Below are 21,054 nucleotides of genomic sequence, written 5' to 3'. Positions count from 1 at the left end.
AGCGCCGAGGGCCCGCTGTGGCGTACACTTCCGCGCCATGCACTTGTCTGACAACCTCGTCGCCCCCGTCACGCCCGCCGTCTCCGAGTGGATCCGGCGCGCCCCGAAGGCCGTTCTCCACGACCATCTCGACGGCGGGCTGCGCCCCGCGACGATCGTCGAGCTGGCGCGCGAGTGCGGCTACACCTCCCTGCCGACCGAGGACCCCGCCGCGCTCGCGGTCTGGTTCCGGGACGCCGCCGACTCCGGTTCGCTGGAGCGGTACCTGGAGACCTTCGCCCACACCTGCGCGGTGATGCAGACCCGCTCCGCCCTGGAGCGGATCGCGGCCGAGTGCGCCGAGGACCTGGCCGCGGACGGCGTCGTCTACGCCGAGATCCGCTACGCCCCCGAGCAGCACCTGGAGGGCGGGCTGACCCTGGACGAGGTCGTCGAGGCGGTGAACGACGGCTTCCGTGAGGGCGAGCGCCGCTCGGGCGGCCGGATCACCGTCCGCACCCTGCTCACCGGCATGCGGCACACCGACCGTTCGCTGGAGATCGCGCGGCTGACCGTCGCCCATCGCGAGAACGGCGTCGCCGGCTTCGACATCGCCGGCGGCGAGATCGGCAACCCGCCGGCCCGCCACCTCCCCGCCTTCCAGCATCTGAAGCGGCACAACTGCCACTTCACCATCCACGCGGGCGAAGCGGTCGGCGCCGAGTCGATCCACGAGGCCGTGCAGATCTGCGGCAGCGAGCGGATCGGCCACGGGGTGCGCATCACGGACGACATCGCCGAGGACGGCACCCTGGGCCACCTCGCCTCCTACGTCCGCGACAACCGCATCGCCCTGGAGGTCTGCCCGACCTCCAACCTGCAGACCGGTGCGGCGAAGGACTACGCCTCGCACCCGATCGACGAACTGCGCCGGCTCGGCTTCCGGATCACCCTCAACACCGACAACCGCCTGGTCTCCGGCACCACCATGAGCGAGGAGTTCCAGCACATGGTGGACGCCTTCGGCTACGGCCCGGAGGTCTTCGAGGAGTTCACCGTCGCCGCGCTCGACGCCGCCTTCCTTCCCCTCCCCGAGCGGCAGCGGCTGATCGACGAGGTCGTCCGCCCGGGCTACGCCGCCTTGCGCTGACGACTCCCGCGGACGCCCGTCGGGAAGGCGCGTCAGCCGCCCCGGGCGGCTGAGGACGGCCGCCCCCGGCGCCCGGTGCCGAGCCGGGCCGGTGACGTCGCCGGCCCGGCTCGGCACCGGGCTGGGCGAGGCTGCCTTGCACCCCCGGCCTCCGGGCTCGGGACCGGCTTGGGCGGCTGGGCGGCTAGGCGGCTAGGCGGCTGGGCGACGCTGCCCCTCGTCCCCGGCCGCCGGGCTCGGGGCCGGCTCCGGGCGCGGCCCCGGCCCTCAGGTCAGGGCGGGCACGTCGAGCGTGAGCGTGCCCGCCTCGGCGTCCAGCACGCCCGGCACCCCGAGCGGGAGCGTGAGCGCGCTCGCGCCGTGGCCGAAGCCCATCTCCTCCACCACCGGGACGCCGAGCCCGCCGAGGCGGTCGGCCAGCACCGCGCGGACGTCGTCGTAGGGACCGCAGTCCGCCCAGGAGCCGAGCCCGACGGCCGCGACGCCGTCCAGCCAGCCGGACCGCAGGAGCTGGGTGAGGACGCGGTCCAGCCGGTACGGCTCCTCCCCCACGTCCTCGAGGAACAGCAGGCCGCCCCGGGCCGACGGTCGCGCGTGCGGGGTGGCGAGGTCGGCGGCGAGGAGGCTGACGCAGCCGCCGAGGGTGACACCGCGGGCCCGGCCCGGCACCAGCGGCCTCGCGTTCTCGCGTCCGAGCGTCAGGACCGACTCGGGCGCGAACAGCGTGGCCCGCAGGGACTCCTGGGTGCGCCGGTCCTCCAGGAAGGCCGCCGCCGCGACCATCGGACCGTGCAGGGTGGCCACCCCCGCCCGTACGGCGAACGCCTCGTGGAGGGCGGTGAGGTCGCTGTAGCCGACGAAGACCTTGGGCCCCGCCGCCCGCATCGCGGCCCAGTCGAGCAGGTCCACCATCCGCTGGACGCCGTAGCCGCCCCGGGCGCAGATGACCGCCGCGACGCCGGGGTCGCACCAGGCCTGCTGGAGGTCGCGGGCCCGGCCTGCGTCCGTCCCCGCGAGGTAGTCCAACGCGGGGTGGGTGTCGAGGACGTGGGGGGCGACCACCGGCTCCAGACCCCAGCCGCGCAGGATGTCGAGGCCGGCGGCGAGGCGCTCCTCGGGCACGGGGCCGCTGGGCGCGACGACGGCGACCCGGTCACCGGCCCGCAGCCGGGCGGGCCGGATCAGCGGCGCCACCGCGCGTGGCGGGTCCGCCGGAGTCCGGGCCCCCGTCATCCCCTCAGCTCCAGACGGGGGACGTCGGGCCGCTCGATGCCGAAGGTCTGGGCGTACAGCGACAGTTCGGCCTCCAGGGCGCGGATCACGGTCTCGGCGCGCCGGAAGCCGTGGCCCTCGCCCTCGAAGGCGATGTACGCGTGCGGGACGCCCTGCCCGGCCATCGCCGCCAGGAACCTCTCGCTCTGCGCGGGCGGGCAGATCACGTCGTCGAGCCCCTGGAGCAGCAGGAACGGAGCGGAGATCCGCTCGACGTGGGCGAGGGGCGAGCGTTCCTTGTAGCGGGCGGGGACCTCGGCGAGCGGCCCGACCAGCGACTCCAGGTAACGGGACTCGAAGTCGTGGGTCTCGTCGGTGGCCCAGCCGAGCAGGTCGAGGATGGGGTAGAGGATCGTGCCGCAGGCGTAGACGTCGCTGGTGACCAGTGAGGCGGCGGTGGTCCAGCCGCCCGCGCTGCCGCCGCGGATCGCGAGGCGTGCCGGGTCGGCGGTGCCTTCGGAGGCGAGCGCCTCGGCGACGGCCGCGCAGTCCTCGACGTCGACGACGCCCCACTGCTCGCGGAGGCGTTCGCGGTACTCCCGGCCGTAGCCGGTCGAGCCGCCGTAGTTCACCTCGGCGACGCCGATGCCGCGGGAGGTGAAGTAGGCGATCTCCAGGTCGAGGACGAGCGGTGCGTGCGCGGTCGGGCCGCCGTGCGCCCAGACCACGTAGGGCGGCAGTTCGTCGGTGGGGGCGATGCGGTCGGGGTTGTGCGGCGGGTAGACGTGGGCGTGGATCTCCCGGTTGTCGGGCCCGGCGAAGGTGCGGATCTGGGGCTCGGGGTAGTACGCCGGGTCGACCGGGTCGTCATGGGCCGAGCCGATGACGCGGGTCCGGCCGGTACAGGTGTCCAGCTCCACGATCTCGTAGGCGCTGCGCGGGCTCGCGGCGACGCCGGCGACCCGGCTGCCGTGCGCGGCGAGGGTGGGGGCCCACTCGGTCCAGGGGCCGGCCGCGTCGACGACCTCCCCGCTCTCGGGGTCGAGTATTCCGAGGGAGGTGGCGCCCCTGCCGTGGATGACCGCCACGAGGCCGTTCTCCAGGGGGCGGAACCAGCTGAGGCCGATCTTCCACAGCGGGCCGCCGAACTCCTCGGCGCGGGGGCACAGGGCGACCGGCTCGCCGTCCGCTCCGCGGCGGTAGACGTTCCACCACCCGCTGCGGTCGCTGAGGTACAGCAGCTGTCCGTCGGGCGTCCAGTCGACCTGCGGGACCGACTCCGCGGGCCCGCCCGCGACGCGCCGCGCGCCCGCGAAGACGCCGTCGGCAGTCACGTCGGCGAGCAGCACCTCCGTACCGTCCCAGGGCATGCGGGGGTGGTCCCAGGCGATCCAGGCGGCCTGTCCGCCGTCCGGGGAGAGGCGCGGGCCCGTGACGAAACGGTGGGCGCCGTCGGAGAGCTCGCGTACCGCCGCGCGGTCCTCGGCCGCCGATCCGTCCAGCGGGACGGCGGCGACGACCCGGCGCACGTCCGTGGGCGCGGGTCCGGTGAACTCCTCCAGGACGCACCACACCTCGTCCCGCTCCGGGTGGACGACCGGGTCGGCCCAGCGCAGGCCGCCGCCGGTGGCCGCGACGGGGGTGAGCGGCCGGGGGACGGCCGCGTCGCCTTCGGCGTCCGGTTCGTAGGCGTAGAGCCGCTGGTCGGGGAAGTGGCTGAAGACGATCAGCGGGCCGCCGTGCTGCCGCGCGAGTCCGGCCCACGGCTGTCCGCCGTATTCGACGACCCGGCTGCGGACGTTCCAGGGGGCGGGGAGGACCTGTTCCTCGGCGCCGTCGGCCCGTCGGCGCACCAGGGCGCGCCGCCCGCCTTCGGTGGGGCGGGGCGCCGTCCACCACAGCTCGTCGCCGACGGCGCCGAGGTACTCGGGACGCCCGTCGTGGGACGCGGCGAGGGCGGCGTCGATGGGTGAGGGCCAGCTGCCGTAGGGACTCGTGGGTACCATGCCGACTCCCCTACGCGGTCTTCAGATAGTGGTCGAGTACGCGGACGCCGAAGTGCAGCGCGTCGACGGGGACGCGCTCGTCGACGCCGTGGAACAGCGCGCCGTAGTCCAGCTCCGGGGGGAGCTTCAACGGCGAGAAGCCGTAGCCGGTGATCCCGAGCCGGGAGAACTGCTTGGCGTCGGTGCCGCCGGACATGGAGAAGGGGATGACGTGGCCGGCCGGGTCGAAACGTTCCACGGCGGCCCGCAGCTTGGCGAAGGTCGGCGAGTCGACCGGGGCCTCCAGGGGGATCTCGCGGTGGTGGAACTCCCACGCGACGTCGGGTCCGGTGAGCCGGTCCATCGTCGCGGCGAACTCCTCCTCGCCGCCGGGCAGCATGCGCCCGTCCACGTAGGCGACGGCGTGGCCCGGGATGACGTTCACCTTGTATCCGGCGTCGAGCATCGTCGGATTGGCGCTGTTGCGGACGGTCGGCTCGACGAGCGCGGCGGCGGGGCCGAGCTTCTCCAGGAGGGTGTCGACGTCGAGGTCCTCGGCGGTGACGTCGGTCTCGATGCCGTACAGCGCGGCGAGTTCGGCGAGGGCCGCCCGCACGGTCGGGGTGATCCGGACCGGCCAGGCGTGGGCGCCGATGCGGGCGACGGCGGCGGCGAGCCGGGTCACGGCGTTGGCGGTGTTCACCTTCGAGCCGTGTCCGGCCCTGCCGTGGGCGGTGAGCTTGACCCACGCGGTGCCGCGTTCGCCGGCCGCGATGGGATAGAGCGTCATGCCGGGGTGCGGGTGGAAGCTGAACGCCCCGGATTCGCTGATGCCTTCGGTGCAGCCCTCGAAGAGACCTGCGTGCCGGTCGGCGAGGAACCCGGAGCCGTCCTCGGCGCTGGCCTCCTCGTCGGCGGTGTACGCGAGGACGATGTCGCGGCGGGGGCGGATGCCCTGGCGGGCCCAGGAGCGGACCACGGCGAGCACCATCGCGTCCATGTTCTTCATGTCGACGGCTCCGCGGCCCCACACCACGCCGTCGCGGACCTCGCCCGAGAAGGGGTGGACGGTCCAGTCGGCGGGCTCGGCGGGCACCACGTCGAGATGGCCGTGCACGAGCAGCGCGTCGGCGGACGGGTCGGTGCCCTCGATCCTGGCCACCACGTTGGTGCGGCCGGGGGTGCGCTCCAGGAGGACGGGCTCGAGTCCCGCGGCGGCGAGGCGTTCGGCGACGTACTCGGCGGCGGGCCGCTCACGGCAGTCCCCGCCGCCTCTGTTGGTCGTGTCGATCCGGATGAGCTCGGAGGTGAAGGTCACCACCTCGTCGAGCGCCTCGGCGTCGGGCCGCTGTCGGGCGGGCTCAGCCATACTGCTCCTCCACCGCGGCCGAGACGATGGTCGTGACCGCCTTGAACGTGCGAATGCCTTCGTACATCGTCTCGCTGGTGTAGGCGACCCGGCGCTCGCCGCTCCGCGCCACGCCGGGCACGACGGTGGCGGCGGCGGCCAGGTGCTCGGCGTCGAACTCCAGCTCCACCGTGAACGGGCCGCCGCGCACCGGGTCGTGCCGCACGGCGAGGCCCGCGGCCTCCTTGGCCGCCGCCCGGATCTCGGTGGCCGTGCGGCTCGGGGTCCGGCACACCGCCGCGTACCGCGAGACATGGTCCTTGACCGCGACCTTGAGCGCCTCGGGGGCGTACCCGAGGGCGTCCTCACAGGTCAGGTCGTCGCCGGTGACGAGGACCACCGGCACGCCGAACTCCGCCACCACGTGGGCGTTGAGCAGGCCCTCGCTCGCCCGCTCCCCGTTCAGCCAGACGCCGGTGATGGAGTTCGCGAGATAGGTGTGGGCGAGGACGCCCTCGGCGCCCGCGCCCGTGTGGTAGCCGACGAAGGCGATGCCGTCGACGTCGCCGTGCTGCACGCCCTCCACCATGGACAGCGACTTGTGGCGTCCGGTGAGCATCTCCGCCCGCTCGTCGAGGTGTTCGAGGAGGAGGTTCCGCATCGACCAGTGCGCTTCGTTGATGAGCACCTCGTCGGCGCCGCCGTCGAAGAAGCCGAGCACCGCCGCGTTCACGTCCGAGGTGAACAGGGACCGGCACCGTTCCCACTGGGGTGTCCCCGGCAGCACGTCGGCGGGCCAGGTGACACCGGTGGCGCCTTCCATGTCGGCACTGATCAGGATCTTCATGCCTGGAAACCGTACGCGGCGACCGGCGGCACGACCACCCCTGTGGAAAAGTGTCGGCGGACGGGGCGGACGCCGTGGTCAGTCCTCGTGGCCGAGGTGCAGATCCCTTTCGGTGCGGCCGCCGCCCGCGACCTGGAGGACGGTGGCGACCGGCGGGTAGCCGGCGGCGATGACGGTGTACTCGCCCGAGGACAGGTCCACGAAGCGGAACGTGCCGTCCGGCCCGGTCGTCAGGGTGTCGACGACGTTGCCCGCGGCGTCGAGGAGGGTGACCCGGGCGTCCTCGACGGGGCGGCCGCCTCCCGCGCGGACGGTGCCGCGCAGGACGGCGCCGCCGGCCAGCTCGATGTCCTGACGGGTCTCGCGGGACGACTGCACGCTGACGGGGAGGGCGGCGGGCCGGAAGGCGGGGGCGCTGGCGGCCAGGGTGTACTCCCCCGCGACCAGTTCCGTGATCACGTAGCAGCCCTCGCGCCCGCTGCGGGTGGAGGCGACGACCTCTCCGCGCACGTCGGTGAGGGTGACGGCCGCGTCGCGTACGGGTGAGCCGTCGGCGGTGAGGACCGTTCCGGCCAGCCGGCCGGCGCCGCCGAGGACGACGTCGAGCTCGACGGGGCGCTCTCCGACGGTGACGGAGACGGCCTGGGGCTGGTGTCCGCCGGCGGCCGCGATCAGGACGTACGAGCCGGGGCCCGGGACGCCGAGGGCATAGCGGCCGTCCTCGCCGCTGCCGCCGCGGCCGATCTGCCGTCCCTGGACGTCGATCAGGGTCAGCGCGGCCCGGGGGACGCGGCTGCCGTCGTGGTGCCGCACGGTTCCGCAGACGGGAAGTCCCGCGGGGTGGGGGGCGGCCGGGGCCGCGTCCCTGGCCCGGGGGACGGCGGTGTGGGCGTCGGCGGTGGGGGCCTCGGTGGCGGGGGTGTGGTGGGACACCAGCGGTTTCTCCTTGAGGAAGAAGGCGAGGACGAGGCCGAGCACGAGGACCGGCACGAGGTAGAGGAAGACGCGGGGCATCGCGTCCGCGTACGCCTGGATGTAGGCGTCGCGCAGGGCGGGCGGCAGGGCGTGCACCGTCTGCGGAGTGATCGATTCGGCGGCCGGGAGGCCCGCTCCGCCCGTCGTCCTCGGGAGGGAGTCGGCGAGGGCGTCGTCGAGCCGGGAGGCGAAGAGGGTACCGAAGACGGCGGCGCCGACACTGCCGCCGATCTGCCGGAAGTAGGTGTGAGCGCTGGTGGCGGTGCCGAGGTCGGTGGGGCGTACGGAGTTCTGCACGGCCAGGATGAGGACCGGCATGACGAGGCCGATGCCGATGCCGAGGACTGCCTGCCAGACGCTGTGGTGCAGGCGCGGGGTGTCGGTCTCCATCCGGGAGAGCAGCCACATGCCGACGGCGGAGACGGCGCCGCCGAGGACCGGGTAGAGCCGGTAGCGGCCGGTGCGGCTGATGAGCTGGCCCGAGACGATCGAGGCGACGACGATCCCGCCCATCAGGGGCAGCATGAGCAGGCCGGACTCGGTCGCGGTGGCCCCCTCGACCATCTGCAGGAAGGTCGGGAGGTAGCTGGCGGCGCCGAAGAGGGCGATGCCGACGACCGCGCCGACGAGGCTGGTGACGGTGAAGACGGAGTCGCGGAAGAGCCGCAGCGGGATGAGCGGTTCGGCGGCGCGGTGCTCCACGGCGAGGAAGAGCAGGGCCGACGCCGCCGCGCCGCCGCCGAGGCCGAGGATGACCCGCGAGTCCCAGGCGTATTCGGTTCCGCCCCAACTGGTCAGCAGCACCAGACAGGTGGAGGCCGCGGCGAGCAGGAGCGCGCCGAGGACGTCGAGCCTGGCCCTGGTCGTCGGCGTGGGGAGCTTGAGCACGAGGGCGACGACGGCGAGGGTGAGGAGTCCGAAGGGGACGTTGAAGTAGAAGCACCAGCGCCAGGAGACGTGGTCGGTGAAGAAGCCGCCGAGCAGGGGCCCGGCGACGGAGGCGAGGCCGAAGGCGGCTCCGACCAGGCCCATGTAGCGGCCGCGTTCCCGGGCCGGGACGATGTCGGCGATGATCGCCTGGACGCCGATCATGAGACCGCCGGCGCCCAGGCCCTGGACGGCCCGGAAGGCGATGAGCTCGTCCATGGTCCGTGACCAGCCGGCGAGGGCCGAGCCGATGACGAAGACGACGATGGCGAAGAGGAAGACGCCCTTGCGGCCGAAGAGATCGCCGAGCTTGCCGTACACGGGCAGGCCGATGGTGGCGGTGAGGAGATAGGCGGTGATCGCCCAGGACATCCGGTCCAGGCCCTGGAGTTCGCCGACGATCCTGGGCAGGGCGGTGGCGACGATCATCTGCTCCAGTGCGGCGAGCAGCAGCGCGAGCATGAGGCCGCAGAAGACGAGCCGGACCCGGCGGGGATCGAGGGCCGGTTCCGGTCCGGCAGGCGGCTCGTGACCGGAAGGTGGGCCGCCCGCGACGAGCGGCACGTCGTCCTTCACCAGCGTGATCGCACCCACGTGCTGCTCCCCTCGTCACGGCGTCAGCGCCGCGGCCATTCTTCGCATTGGGCGCGAAGGGGGAGCAAGTCGGGCGGGCCGAGCGTTCCGTGGCGCTGCGGGGCGTCAACGGCCCTGCGCCCGGTGGCACTTGGGGCGCTCATCAGCGCGTTTGGGAGAGCCCCCGCGCCCCGGGGGCGCGCGGGGCGCTCGCACGGGGGCGCGGGGAAACCACTCGAATCGGTGAGCGGGGTGGGCCGGGGGTACTACTTCTCGACCTCGGGGGTGCTACTTCTCGACCTCGGCCGCCAGGTTGGCCAGCACGGCGTCGTGGATGCGGGCGAGCCCCTTGGGGGCGAAGGTCTTCTCGAAGAAGCCGCCGATGCCTCCCGCGCCGTTCCAGACGGTGGTGACGACGGTCTTGGACTTCCCCTCGCCGGCGGGGGTGACGGTCCAGGTGGTGACCATGGAGGAGTTGCGGTCCTTCTCGACGAGCTGTCCGTCGGTGGGCTCGGTGACCTCCAGGAGGCAGTCCCTGATCCGCTTGCTGGTCGCCTGGAGCTTCCAGTGGACGAGGGTGCCCTCGCCGTCGCCGCCCTCGCGGACCTCGTACTCGCTGAAGTGCTCGGGCAGCACCTTCGCGCGCGTGCCGTTGTAGTCGGCCAGAGCGTCGAACACCGTCTCCGCGTCCGCCGCGATGATCCGCTCCGTGGTGGCCTCGACCTGCGCCATTGCACTTCCTCCAGCACTCGGTTCCTCAGGGGTGGGGCACTAGCCAACCACCTGCGACCGGGCCTCCCAAATCCGGGTTGCGGCGATCAAGGGAACATGTGTTCTATTGTGGCCACGGAGTCGAGGACGGACGAACGAGGAGGCGGCCATGCGCTGGGACAATCTGGGCGACGACCCCGCCGCTTCGGCCGAGACCGCGCTGTTCGGCGCGGACGCGGTCACCACCCGCACCTTCGACACCCCCGAGTTCCGCGGGATCACCTTCCACGAGGTGCGGGCGCGTTCGATCCTCAACCGGGTGCCGGGGGCCTCCCGGATGCCGTTCGAATGGACGGTGAACCCCTACCGGGGCTGCACGCACGCCTGCGTCTACTGCTTCGCCCGCAAGACCCACAGCTATCTGGACCTCGACACCGGACTCGGGTTCGACTCCCAGATCGTGGTGAAGACCAACGCCCCCGAGCTGCTGCGCGGACAGCTCGCCTCCCGGCGCTGGCAGGGGGCGCACATCGCGATGGGCACCAACGTCGACTGCTACCAGCGCGCCGAGGGCCGCTACCGCCTGATGCCCGGCATCATCGCGGCCCTGCGCGACCGCGCCAACCCGTTCTCGATCCTCACCAAGGGCACGCTGATCCTGCGCGACCTCGACCTCCTGGTGCAGGCCGCCGAGGTGACCGAGGTGGGCATCTCGGTCTCGGTCGGCTTCGTCGACGAGGAGCTGTGGCGCACGGTCGAGCCCGGCACGCCGTCGCCCCTGCGGCGCCTGGAGGTCGTACGGACGCTCGGCGAGCACGGCATCGGCTGCGGGGTCCTGATGGCGCCGGTGATCCCGTTCCTCGGCGACCGGCCGGAGCAGCTGCGCGAGACCGTGCGCGCCGTCGCCGACGCCGGCGCGACCTCCGTGACCCCGCTCGTCCTGCATCTGCGGCCCGGGGCGCGCGAGTGGTTCATGACGTGGCTGCGCCACCACCACCCCCACCTGGTGGGGCGCTACGAGCGGATGTACGCGGACGGGGCGTACGCGCCGACCTGGTATCAGCGGCGGATCACCCGTCAGGTGCACGAGCTGGCCGACGAGTTCGGGATCGGCCCGGCCCGCCGGGGCGCCTCGCGCCGGATCCCCGTACCGGAGGAGCCCGCGCTCGCGGGGCCGACCCAGCTCACCCTCCTCTGATCGGGTGAGCTCTCGGCGGAACAGGTCCTTCCGCATGGGGTTCTGGGCACGGACGCCCTATGAACCCACGCGCAGGAACGCTGATCGCCGCTGGAGCGCTGGTCGCCGGGACGGTCACCGTGCTGCCGGCGTCCGCCGAGCCCCAGCCCGAGCCGACCGTCCGCCCCCTGGCCCCGCTCGTCTGGACCGGCTGCGCCACGTCGGCGTACCCGAGGCTCCAGTGCGCCACGCTGAAGGTGCCGCTGGACCACGCCGAGCCTGAGGGCCGGACGATCACGCTCGCGCTGACCCGCGTCCGGCACACCGCGCAGGTGTCCCAGGGGCCGCTCGTCGTCAATCCGGGCGGTCCCGGCGGCAGCGGCCGGACCCTGGCCGGCTATGTGGCGGCCTCGCTGCCCGCGGAGGTGGCGGCGGGGTACGACGTGATCGGCTTCGACCCGCGCGGGGTCGGAAAAAGCGAGCCCGCCCTCGACTGCAGGCCCGGCCACTTCGCGCCCGTACGCCCGGACTCCGTGCCGGGCGGCGCCGAGGGCGAGGCCGCCGGCGTGGAGCGGGCGCGGGCCTTCGCCGCGGCGTGCGGCGAGAAGTACGGCGACCTGCTGCCCTACATCGACACCGTCAGCACGGCCCGCGACCTGGACGCGATCCGGGCCGCCCTCGGCGCGCCGCGGCTCAACTACCTGGGCTACTCCTACGGGACGTACCTCGGAGCCGTCTACGCCCGGCTGTTCCCGCAGCGGGTGCGCCGCTTCGCCCTGGATTCCGTGGTCAATCCGCAGGGCGTCTGGTACGAGGACAACCTCGCGCAGGACTACGCCTTCGACACCCGGCACAAGGACTTCATGGCCTGGGTGGCCCGGCAGGACGCCACCTACGGGCTGGGTTCGGATCCGGCGGCGGTCGAGGCCGCCTGGTACCGGATGCGCGAGGAGCTGCGGACGAAGCCGGCGGGCGGCAAGGTCGGCCCGGGCGAGCTGGAGGACACCTTCCTGCCCGGCGGCTACTACAACGGCTACTGGCCGAGGCTGGCCGAGGCCTTCTCCGCCTACGTCAACCGGCAGGACGGGGCCCCGCTGGCCAGGACGTACGACAGCATCGCGGCTGCGGACGGCGCGGACGACAACGGCTACTCGGTCTACACGAGCGTGCAGTGCCGGGACGCGGCGTGGCCGCGCGACTGGGGCGTGTGGCGCAAGGACAACTGGGACGTGCACGCCAAGGCGCCGTTCTCCACCTGGAACAACGCCTGGTACAACGCTCCCTGCGCGTTCTGGCCGGTCGAGTCCCTGACGCCGCCGGACGTCACGAACGAGAAGGTGCCGCCGGTGCTCATCCTGCAGGCCTCGGACGACGCTGCCACTCCGTACGAGGGGGCCGTGGCGCTGCACCGCATGGTGCGGGGCTCCAGCCTCGTGGTCGAGGAGGGCGGCGGGAACCACGGGGTGTCACTGGTGGGGAACGACTGCGTGGACGGCCACCTGGAGGCGTTCCTGGCCACCGGACGGGTACCGCGCGGGGCCGCGGGCGCGGAGGCGGACGCGGTCTGCGCGGCCCTGCCGGAGCCCATGCCCGCGAAGGCCCCCCAGGGGCGCGGAAGCGCCGCGGCCCCCCGGCCGGAGGGCGCCACGCTGCACGGTCTGCTCGGCCACGCCGGCTGAGAGCGCGCCCCGCGAGGCCGGTGGGATCCGGGCTTTCCCCCCTGGTCGCCGAGCCCCTCGTCGCCGAGCCCCTGGCCGCGAAGCCTCTGGCAGCGGACCCCCTGCCCGTCGAGCCCCTAGCCGCCGACGCCCTGGCCGTCCAGCCGGTCGAGTGCCCGCCGGGCCGCCGGGGCGAGGCGGGGATGGGGAAGGGCGGCTTCGAGGGTGGGGCGGGCGCGCTCGTCACCGAGGGCGCCCAGGCCCTCGACGCAGGCGAGCCCGACGCGCCAGTGCGGATCGTCGGCGGCGAGACGTCGTTCGAGGACGGTGATCAGGGCCGGCACGGACTCGGGCGCGCGCAGGTCGGAGAGCAGACGGACCGGCAGCAGGGCGTAGGAGACACGCAGTTCGTTGGTGGCGAGGGCGGCGGCCGCCCTCGCCGTGCGCGGGTCGCCGAGCCGCGTCAGCGCGTACGCGGCGGAGACGCAGCGGTCGGGGTCGCGGTGGTTGAGCAGGAGGACGAGGGCTTCGAAGGCGCGCGGGTCACCCGCGAGGCCCAGCCGGAAGGCGGCGATCTCGCGGGCCCAGAGTGGCTGTCCGGGCGCCGTGAGAACGCGCGCGAGCGCGCTTTCGTCATCCCCGGCGGCGAGTTCTTCGAATGCCGCGGAGTCGCCGTGGATCTCGTTCCGCAATCGATCGATCATCGAGCAGAATTCGGGGTCCTGAGCGATATCCATGGCGTTCAGCGTATCCGCGATCCAGATCACATTTTCCGAACTTCCCGGGACTGGCGCGCTCGTTACCCGCCGGTTAATCTCAGGTGAGCGGGTCACCCCCCGCATCACTCACAACGGCCTGGTGACGCAGCCGTCGTGAGATCGAGTTTGTCGGTTCGGCAGTTTTCGACGTGGCTCCGGGACAGAGTCCGTCGCCTTTTCCCGCGCGTTCTCCGCGCGCCCGCATTGCCGCCCTCAGTCGTCACTCTTCTCTCCCTGGAGTCCCCTGATGGACACCCCTCTCTCCACCATCGCCGTCGTCGGTCTCGGCACCATGGGCAGCGGCATCGCCGACGTCCTGGCCCGGGCCGGCCGCGAGGTCATCGGTATCGACATCAGCGACGCCGCCGCCGCGCGCGCCGTCGCGGCCCTGGAGTCCTCCACCGCCCGCGCGGTGGCCCGTGAGCGGATCACCGAGGAGGAGCGCCGCGACGTCCTCGCCCGTTTCCGCACGTTCTCCGACCTCCAGGCGGCCGCCGAGGCCGATCTCGTGATCGAGGTCGTGCCCGAGTCGTACGAGGCCAAGCAGGAGGTGTTCCGGGCGCTGGACTCCATCGTCCGGCCCGACGCGATCATCGCCACCGGCACCAACGCCCTGTCCGTGACGCGTCTCGCCGCCGACTCGGCGCACCCCGAGCGGGTACTCGGGCTGCACTTCTTCACCCCGGTCCAGGCGATGAAGCTGGTGGAGGTCGTCTCCTCGGTCCTCACCGCCCCGCAGGCCGTCCAGACCGTCACCGACCTCGCCCTCGATCTCGGCAAGGAGCCCGTCGCGGTCGGCGACCGGCCCGGATTCGTCGCCGACGGCCTGCTGTTCGGCTACCTCAACCAGGCCGCGGCGATGTACGAGGCGAAGTACGCCTCCCGCGAGGACATCGACGCCGCCATGAAGCTGGGCTGCGGCCTGCCGATGGGGCCGCTGGCGCTGCTGGACCTGATCGGCATCGACACCGCCCGTACCGTCCTCGAGGCGATGTACAGCGAGTCGCACGACCGGCTGCACGCCCCGGCGCCGATCCTCAAGCAGCTCAGCGAGGCGGGACTGACCGGCCGCAAGTCGGGCCGCGGCTTCTACACGTACGATGCGCCGGGCTCGGCCACCGTGGTCCGTGACGCGCTGACGCCCCTGGAGGACTCGGCCACGGGCGGTCAGCGGACCCGCGAGGTCCGCTCGGTCGGCGTCGCCGGCTCCGGGACGATGGCGTCCGGCATCGCCGAGGTCTTCGCCAAGGCCGGTTACACGGTGGTCCTCGCCGCCCGGTCGCAGGAGAAGGCCGACACGGCCAAGGCCCGGATCGCCAAGTCGCTCACCCGTTCGGTCGACAAGGGCCGGATGACCGGCGAGGCCCGGGACGAGACGCTGGCCCGGATCACCCCGGCCGGTTCGCTGGACGCCTTCGCCGAGGTCGACCTGGCCGTCGAGGCGGTCGCCGAGGACCTGGAGATCAAGCAGCAGCTCTTCGCGACCCTCGACAAGATCTGCAAGCCGGGCGCGGTGCTCGCCACCACGACCTCCTCGCTGCCCGTCGTCGCCTGCGCCCGCGCCACCTCGCGCCCGCAGGACGTCATCGGCATGCACTTCTTCAACCCGGCTCCGGCGATGAAGCTGGTGGAGATCGTCCGTACGGTCCTGACCGCCGACGACGTCCACGCCACGGTCCGCGAGGTGACCGCGAAGATCAGGAAGCACCCGGTGGACTGCGGCGACCGTGCCGGATTCATCGTGAACGCGCTGCTCTTCCCGTACCTCAACAACGCGATCAAGATGGTCCAGGAGCACTACGCCACCCTGGACGACATCGACGCCGCCATGAAGCTGGGCGGCGGCTACCCGATGGGCCCGTTCGAGCTCCTGGACGTCGTCGGTCTGGACGTCTCGCTCGCCATCGAGCAGGTGCTGCACCGCGAGTTCCGCGACCCGGGCCTGGCCCCGGCGCCGCTCCTGGAGCACCTGGTCGCGGCCGGCTGCCTCGGCCGCAAGACGGGGCGCGGCTTCCGCGAATATGCCCGACGCTGAGCCGTACGCGGGCTGGGGAGGGTTGCTGATCCCCCCGGGCTCTCCGGGCGGCCCCGGCGACCCTCCCCCACCTGGGCACACTCCCGCACTGATGCAGTACGTTCAGGACATGTCCAAGGCCGCGAAGTCACCCCGTGCCACCTCCCCGTCCGACTCCACGGAGAGTGCGGCGGGCACCCGCGCGGCCGCTCAGCGGCTCAAGATGCGCCGTGAGCTGGCCACGGCGGCCATGGAGCTGTTCGCGACCAAGGGGTACGAGGCCACCACGGTCGACGAGATCGCCGCCGCGGCCGGGGTCGCGCGCCGGACCTTCTTCCGCCACTTCCGCTCCAAGGAAGAGGCGATCTTCCCGGATCACGACGACACCCTGGTGCGGGCGGAGGCGGTGCTGAACGCCGCGCCGCCGCACGAGCACCCGCTGGACACGGTCTGCCGGGGCATCAAGGAAGTCATGAAGATGTACGCGGGGTCCCCTGCGGTCTCCGTGGAGCGATACCGGCTGACCCGCGAGGTACCGACCCTGCGGGAGCGCGAGATCGCGTCGGTGGCCCGCTACGAACGGCTGTTCACCCGCTATCTCCTGGGCCACTTCGACGAGCGCGACCACCACGACGGCAACGACGACCCGCTGCTCGCCGAGGTGGCGGCGTCGGCGGTGGTCACCGCCCACAACCACGTCCTGCGCCGCTGGCTGCGGGCCGGTGGTCAGGGCGATGTCGAGGCGCAGCTGGACCACGCCTTCGCGATCGTCCGGGAGACCTTCGGCTCGGGCATAGGCGCCGGCCGGCCCGCCCAGGCGGCGCCGGTCCAGCAGCCGGCCCCCCGGACCCCCTCGCGGGCGGCGGCCCAGGAGCCGGCGGCGACCGTCTCCGCCGAGGGAGACGTGATGGTGGCCGTGGCGCGTACCGACGCTCCGCTCGACGAGGTCATGCGCACCATCCGGCAGGCGCTCACCCGCGGCTGACCTCTCTTCGCGTCGAAGGCCGCCCCCGCCGGGGGCGGCCTTCGTCCGTTTTCGTCCCCACCCTCGATCGATCATCGCTCATGTGTGACCGGCGGATTGCATCTGAGTGAAATTGTTGGCACGCAGTGCCTTGTCAGGTGACACGCGGTGCCATACGTTGAGGGTGTCCGGGCGGCCGGCGCGCAGAGGTCTCCTCGTGCGCCGGCTGTCCCCACAAGCGATCGTGATTGTGCGCCCGGACGCCTGCGTCACAGGCAACCTCCGCGACCGGCTCGGCTTCCTCGGCGCCTTTGTCACGAGCAAAGGCGGAGTGAGGCGGAGCAGGCGCAGCCACGCACCACCCGCCGAACCGACGGCACACCTCCACAGCACCACCCACAGACGTAACCCACAGCGTCCCCTCGGACGCCGCACCGCCGGAGGCACACCCGTGAAGGAAATCCTGGACGCGATCCAGTCGACGGAGTCCACGTCCGCCGACTTCGCCAACCTCAAGCTGCCCGAGTCGTACCGCGCGGTGACCGTGCACAAGGACGAGGCCGAGATGTTCTCCGGTCTCCCCAGCCGCGAGAAGGACCCGCGCAAGTCGCTGCACCTCGACGACGTGGCGCTGCCCGAGCTCGGCCCGGGCGAGGCCCTGGTCGCCGTGATGGCCAGCTCGGTCAACTACAACTCGGTGTGGACCTCGATCTTCGAGCCGGTGTCCACCTTCGGCTTCCTGGAGCGCTACGGCCGGCTCAGCGACCTCAGCAAGCGCCACGACCTGCCGTACCACATCATCGGCTCCGACCTCGCGGGCGTCGTCCTGCGTACCGGCCCCGGTGTGAACTCGTGGAAGCCCGGCGACGAGGTCGTCGCGCACTGCCTCTCCGTCGAGCTGGAGTCCTCCGACGGCCACAACGACACGATGCTCGACCCCGAGCAGCGCATCTGGGGCTTCGAGACCAACTTCGGCGGTCTGGCCGAGATCGCCCTCGTGAAGTCGAACCAGCTGATGCCGAAGCCGGACCACCTCAGCTGGGAGGAGGCGGCGGCGCCCGGACTGGTGAACTCCACCGCGTACCGCCAGCTGGTCTCCCGCAACGGCGCCGGTATGAAGCAGGGCGACAACGTCCTGATCTGGGGCGCGAGCGGCGGCCTCGGTTCGTACGCCACCCAGTTCGCGCTGGCCGGCGGCGCCAACCCGATCTGTGTCGTCTCCAGCGAGCAGAAGGCGGACATCTGCCGCTCGATGGGCGCCGAGTCGATCATCGACCGCAACGCCGAGGGCTACACGTTCTGGAAGGACGAGCACACCCAGGACCCGAAGGAGTGGAAGCGCTTCGGCAAGCGCATCCGCGAGCTCACCGGCGGCGAGGACATCGACATCGTCTTCGAGCACCCCGGCCGCGAGACCTTCGGTGCGAGCGTCTACGTCACCCGCAAGGGCGGCACGATCACCACCTGCGCCTCCACCTCGGGCTACATGCACGAGTACGACAACCGCTACCTGTGGATGTCGCTGAAGCGGATCATCGGCTCGCACTTCGCCAACTACCGCGAGGCGTGGGAGGCCAACCGCCTGGTCGCCAAGGGCAAGATCCACCCGACCCTCTCCAAGGTCTACTCCCTGGCGGAGACCGGGCAGGCCGCCCACGACGTCCACCGCAACGCCCACCAGGGCAAGGTCGGCGTGCTCTGCCTCGCCCCCGAGGAGGGCCTGGGCGTGCGCGACCAGGAGATGCGCGCGGAGCACATCGACGCCATCAACCGCTTCCGTAACATCTGAGCCCGGGAACGCATATGACAGAGCGTCAGAAGGACCGGCCGTGGCTCATGCGGACGTACGCCGGTCACTCGACCGCCGAGGCGTCCAACGAGCTGTACCGGCGCAACCTGGCCAAGGGACAGACCGGACTCTCGGTCGCCTTCGACCTGCCGACGCAGACCGGCTACGACCCCGACCACATCCTCGCCCGCGGCGAGGTCGGCCGGGTCGGGGTCCCGGTCTCGCACCTCGGTGACATGCGCCGGCTGTTCCAGGACATCCCCCTGGAGCAGATGAACACCTCGATGACCATCAACGCCACCGCCATGTGGCTGCTGGCGCTCTACCAGGTGGTCGCCGAGGAGCAGGGTGCGGACATCACCCGGCTCCAGGGCACCACCCAGAACGACATCGTGAAGGAATATCTGTCGCGCGGGACGCACGTCTTCCCGCCCGGCCCGTCGCTGCGGCTGACGACGGACATGATCACCTACACGGTGAACCACATCCCGAAGTGGAACCCGATCAACATCTGCAGCTACCACCTGCAGGAGGCGGGGGCCACTCCGGTCCAGGAGATCTCGTACGCCATGTCCACCGCGATCGCGGTGCTCGACGCGGTCTTCGCCTCCGGCCAGGTTCCCGAGGAGCGCAGGGGCGAGGTGGTCGCCCGCATCTCCTTCTTCGTGAACGCGGGCGTCCGCTTCGTCGAGGAGATGTGCAAGATGCGCGCCTTCGGCCGCATCTGGGACAAGATCACGCGCGAGCGGTACGGCATCGAGGACGCAAAGCAGCGCCGGTTCCGCTACGGCGTGCAGGTCAACTCCCTCGGCCTGACCGAGGCGCAGCCGGAGAACAACGTCCAGCGGATCGTGCTCGAGATGCTGGCCGTGACCCTCTCCAAGGACGCACGCGCGCGCGCCGTCCAGCTGCCCGCGTGGAACGAGGCCCTGGGGCTGCCCCGCCCGTGGGACCAGCAGTGGTCGCTCCGCATCCAGCAGGTCCTCGCGCACGAGTCGGACCTGCTGGAGTACGAGGACATCTTCGCCGGGTCGCACGTCATCGAGGCCAAGGTCGGCTCCCTCGTGGAGGAGTGCCTGGCCGAGATCGACCGCATCCAGGAGATGGGCGGCGCGATGGCCGCCGTGGAGTCCGGCTACCTCAAGTCGCAGCTCGTCTCCTCGCACGCCGAGCGGCGGGCCCGGATCGAGGCCGGCGACGAGAAGATCGTCGGCGTCAACATCTTCCAGTCCACCGAGGAGAACCCGCTCACCGCCGACCTCGATACGGCGATCATGACGGTCGACCCGGCCAACGAGGCCCGTGTCGTGGCGAAGCTCCACGAGTGGCGCGACAACCGCGACGAGCCCCGCGCGCAGGAGGCGCTGGCCGCCCTCAAGGCCACCGCCGCCGGTGACGGGAACCTCTTCGAGGCCACCGTGGAGTGCGCCCGCGCCGGTGTCACCACCGGCGAGTGGTCCTGGGCGCTGCGGGACGTCTTCGGCGAGTTCCGCGCCCCCACGGGCGTCTCCTCCGCCCCTGTCGCCGTCACGGCCGAGGCCGGCACCCCGCTGGCGCTCGTACGGGAGAAGGTGGCACGCACCGCCGACGAGCTGGGCTCCGGGCGCCTGCGGCTCCTGGTGGGTAAGCCGGGCCTGGACGGGCACTCCAACGGGGCCGAGCAGATCGCCGTCCGCGCGCGTGACGCCGGCTTCGAGGTGGTCTACCAGGGGATCCGGCTGACGCCCGAGCAGATCGTCAACGCGGCCCTCGCCGAGGACGTGCACTGCGTGGGCCTGTCGATCCTCTCCGGCTCGCACGCCGAGCTGGTACCGGACGTCCTCGACCGCCTCCGTGAGGCGGGCGCGCCCGACATCCCGGTCATCGTCGGCGGGATCATCCCGAACGCCGACGCCGCAGATCTGAAGCGGGCGGGCGTGGCCGCCGTCTTCACACCGAAGGACTTCGGTATCACCGAGATCATCGGCCGTATCGTCGACGAGATCCGGAAAGCGAACAAGCTCGACCCCCTGGAGGTCCCCGCATGACGACCGTGAACCGGCTCCGGCCGCGCCGCTCCTGCCTCGCCGTCCCCGGCTCCAACCCGCGCTTCCTGGAGAAGGCCCAGGGGCTCGCCGCCGACCAGGTCTTCCTCGACCTGGAGGACGCCTGCGCGCCGCTCGCCAAGCCCGACGCGCGCCACACCATCGTGAAGTTCCTCAACGAGGGTGACTGGACCGGCAAGACGCGGGTCGTGCGGGTCAACGACTGGACGACCCACTGGACCTACCGGGACGTCGTCACCGTCGTCGAGGGCGCCGGCCAGAACCTCGACTGCATCATGCTGCCGAAGGTCCAGGACGCCCAGCAGATCGTCGCCCTCGACCTGCTGCTCACGCAGATCGAGAAGACCATGGGCTTCGAGGTCGGCAAGATCGGCATCGAGGCGCAGATCGAGAACGCCCAGGGCCTCAACAACGTCAACGCCATCGCGCAGGCCTCGCCGCGCGTGGAGACGATCATCTTCGGCCCGGCCGACTTCATGGCCTCCATCAACATGAAGTCCCTGGTCGTCGGCGAGCAGCCGCCCGGCTACGACGCCGACGCCTACCACTACATCCTGATGAAGATCCTGATGGCCGCCCGCGCCAACGACCTCCAGGCGATCGACGGCCCCTACCTGCAGATCCGCAACCCCGAGGGCTACCAGGCGGTCGCCCGCCGCGCCGCCGCGCTGGGCTTCGACGGCAAGTGGGTGCTCCACCCGGACCAGGTCGCCGCCGCGAACGAGATCTTCTCGCCCTCGCAGGAGGACTTCGACCACGCCGAGCTGATCCTGGACGCGTACGACTACTACACGTCCGAGGCGGGCGGCAAGAAGGGCTCGGCGATGCTCGGCGACGAGATGATCGACGAGGCCAGCCGCAAGATGGCCCTGGTCATCTCCGGCAAGGGCCGCGCCGCCGGCATGGAGCGCACCACCTCGTTCGAGATCCCGGAGGCCTGAT

At 72.2% G+C, this 21,054-nt stretch carries 15 protein-coding genes; 8 read left to right on the top strand and 7 right to left on the bottom strand.

Annotation, left to right across the window (positions count from 1 at the left end):
* The first annotated feature begins 37 nt into the window (after positions 1 to 37).
* The gene (locus ACZ68P_RS11310) at positions 38 to 1,129 is read left to right on the top strand and encodes an adenosine deaminase (RefSeq protein ID WP_471005151.1); all 1,092 of its coding nucleotides are present in this window, start codon (positions 38 to 40) and stop codon (positions 1,127 to 1,129) included.
* Between the two features lie 267 nt (positions 1,130 to 1,396).
* On the opposite strand, the gene ACZ68P_RS11305 is transcribed toward ACZ68P_RS11310, so the two are convergent.
* The 6 genes from ACZ68P_RS11305 to ACZ68P_RS11280 form a co-directional block, all read right to left on the bottom strand.
* Positions 1,397 to 2,362, bottom strand: coding sequence for a S66 peptidase family protein (locus tag ACZ68P_RS11305; protein ID WP_471005150.1), 966 nt, complete (start codon positions 2,360 to 2,362; stop codon positions 1,397 to 1,399).
* Entirely contained in the window at positions 2,359 to 4,347 is a 1,989-nt protein-coding gene (locus ACZ68P_RS11300; protein ID WP_471005149.1) for a S9 family peptidase, read from the bottom strand. Before ACZ68P_RS11300 ends, ACZ68P_RS11305 begins: the two co-directional genes overlap by 4 nt.
* A 10-nt stretch (positions 4,348 to 4,357) precedes the next feature.
* Entirely contained in the window at positions 4,358 to 5,695 is a 1,338-nt protein-coding gene (locus tag ACZ68P_RS11295; protein WP_471005148.1) for a M20/M25/M40 family metallo-hydrolase, read from the bottom strand.
* The gene (locus ACZ68P_RS11290) at positions 5,688 to 6,521 is read right to left on the bottom strand and encodes a M55 family metallopeptidase (RefSeq protein WP_471005147.1); all 834 of its coding nucleotides are present in this window, start codon (positions 6,519 to 6,521) and stop codon (positions 5,688 to 5,690) included. The genes ACZ68P_RS11295 and ACZ68P_RS11290 overlap by 8 nt, the downstream gene beginning before the upstream one ends.
* 78 nt (positions 6,522 to 6,599) lie before the next feature.
* Positions 6,600 to 9,017, bottom strand: a complete 2,418-nt coding sequence (locus ACZ68P_RS11285; protein WP_471005146.1) for an MFS transporter — start codon at positions 9,015 to 9,017, stop codon at positions 6,600 to 6,602.
* A gap of 267 nt (positions 9,018 to 9,284) precedes the next feature.
* A complete protein-coding gene (locus ACZ68P_RS11280) occupies positions 9,285 to 9,728 on the bottom strand; it encodes an SRPBCC family protein (protein WP_471005145.1) in 444 nt (147 codons plus the stop codon).
* 148 nt (positions 9,729 to 9,876) lie between these two features.
* On the opposite strand from ACZ68P_RS11280, the gene ACZ68P_RS11275 reads away from it, so the two are divergent.
* Positions 9,877 to 10,905, top strand: a complete 1,029-nt coding sequence (locus ACZ68P_RS11275) for an Rv2578c family radical SAM protein (protein ID WP_471005144.1) — start codon at positions 9,877 to 9,879, stop codon at positions 10,903 to 10,905.
* Positions 10,906 to 10,964: 59 nt separating this feature from the next.
* The gene (locus tag ACZ68P_RS11270) at positions 10,965 to 12,563 is read left to right on the top strand and encodes an alpha/beta hydrolase (protein ID WP_471005143.1); all 1,599 of its coding nucleotides are present in this window, start codon (positions 10,965 to 10,967) and stop codon (positions 12,561 to 12,563) included.
* A gap of 116 nt (positions 12,564 to 12,679) precedes the next feature.
* Here ACZ68P_RS11270 and ACZ68P_RS11265 read toward each other — a convergent pair whose 3' ends face one another.
* On the bottom strand, positions 12,680 to 13,279 hold the full coding sequence (locus tag ACZ68P_RS11265) for a HEAT repeat domain-containing protein (RefSeq protein WP_471005142.1): 600 nt from the start codon (positions 13,277 to 13,279) through the stop codon (positions 12,680 to 12,682).
* A gap of 268 nt (positions 13,280 to 13,547) precedes the next feature.
* Between ACZ68P_RS11265 and ACZ68P_RS11260 the strand changes: the two genes are divergently transcribed.
* The 5 genes from ACZ68P_RS11260 to ACZ68P_RS11240 all read left to right on the top strand — a co-directional run bounded on the left by ACZ68P_RS11260 (position 13,548) and on the right by ACZ68P_RS11240 (position 21,053).
* A complete protein-coding gene (locus ACZ68P_RS11260; protein WP_471005141.1) occupies positions 13,548 to 15,335 on the top strand; it encodes a 3-hydroxyacyl-CoA dehydrogenase family protein in 1,788 nt (595 codons plus the stop codon).
* 109 nt (positions 15,336 to 15,444) lie between these two features.
* Positions 15,445 to 16,299, top strand: coding sequence for a TetR family transcriptional regulator (locus ACZ68P_RS11255; RefSeq protein WP_471005586.1), 855 nt, complete (start codon positions 15,445 to 15,447; stop codon positions 16,297 to 16,299).
* A gap of 430 nt (positions 16,300 to 16,729) precedes the next feature.
* The gene (ccrA, locus tag ACZ68P_RS11250; protein WP_471005140.1) at positions 16,730 to 18,067 is read left to right on the top strand and encodes a crotonyl-CoA carboxylase/reductase; all 1,338 of its coding nucleotides are present in this window, start codon (positions 16,730 to 16,732) and stop codon (positions 18,065 to 18,067) included.
* A 14-nt stretch (positions 18,068 to 18,081) separates the two neighbouring features.
* The gene (locus ACZ68P_RS11245) at positions 18,082 to 20,094 is read left to right on the top strand and encodes a protein meaA (protein WP_471005139.1); all 2,013 of its coding nucleotides are present in this window, start codon (positions 18,082 to 18,084) and stop codon (positions 20,092 to 20,094) included.
* Complete coding sequence (locus tag ACZ68P_RS11240; protein ID WP_365714680.1) at positions 20,091 to 21,053, top strand: HpcH/HpaI aldolase/citrate lyase family protein; 963 nt, start codon at positions 20,091 to 20,093, stop codon at positions 21,051 to 21,053. The genes ACZ68P_RS11245 and ACZ68P_RS11240 overlap by 4 nt, the downstream gene beginning before the upstream one ends.
* Position 21,054 lies beyond the last annotated feature (1 nt).

The organism is Streptomyces sp. NPDC036822 (assembly GCF_055609145.1).
Note: the sequence above shows the minus strand (reverse complement) of the source record. Positions and strands in the feature narration are given on the sequence as shown.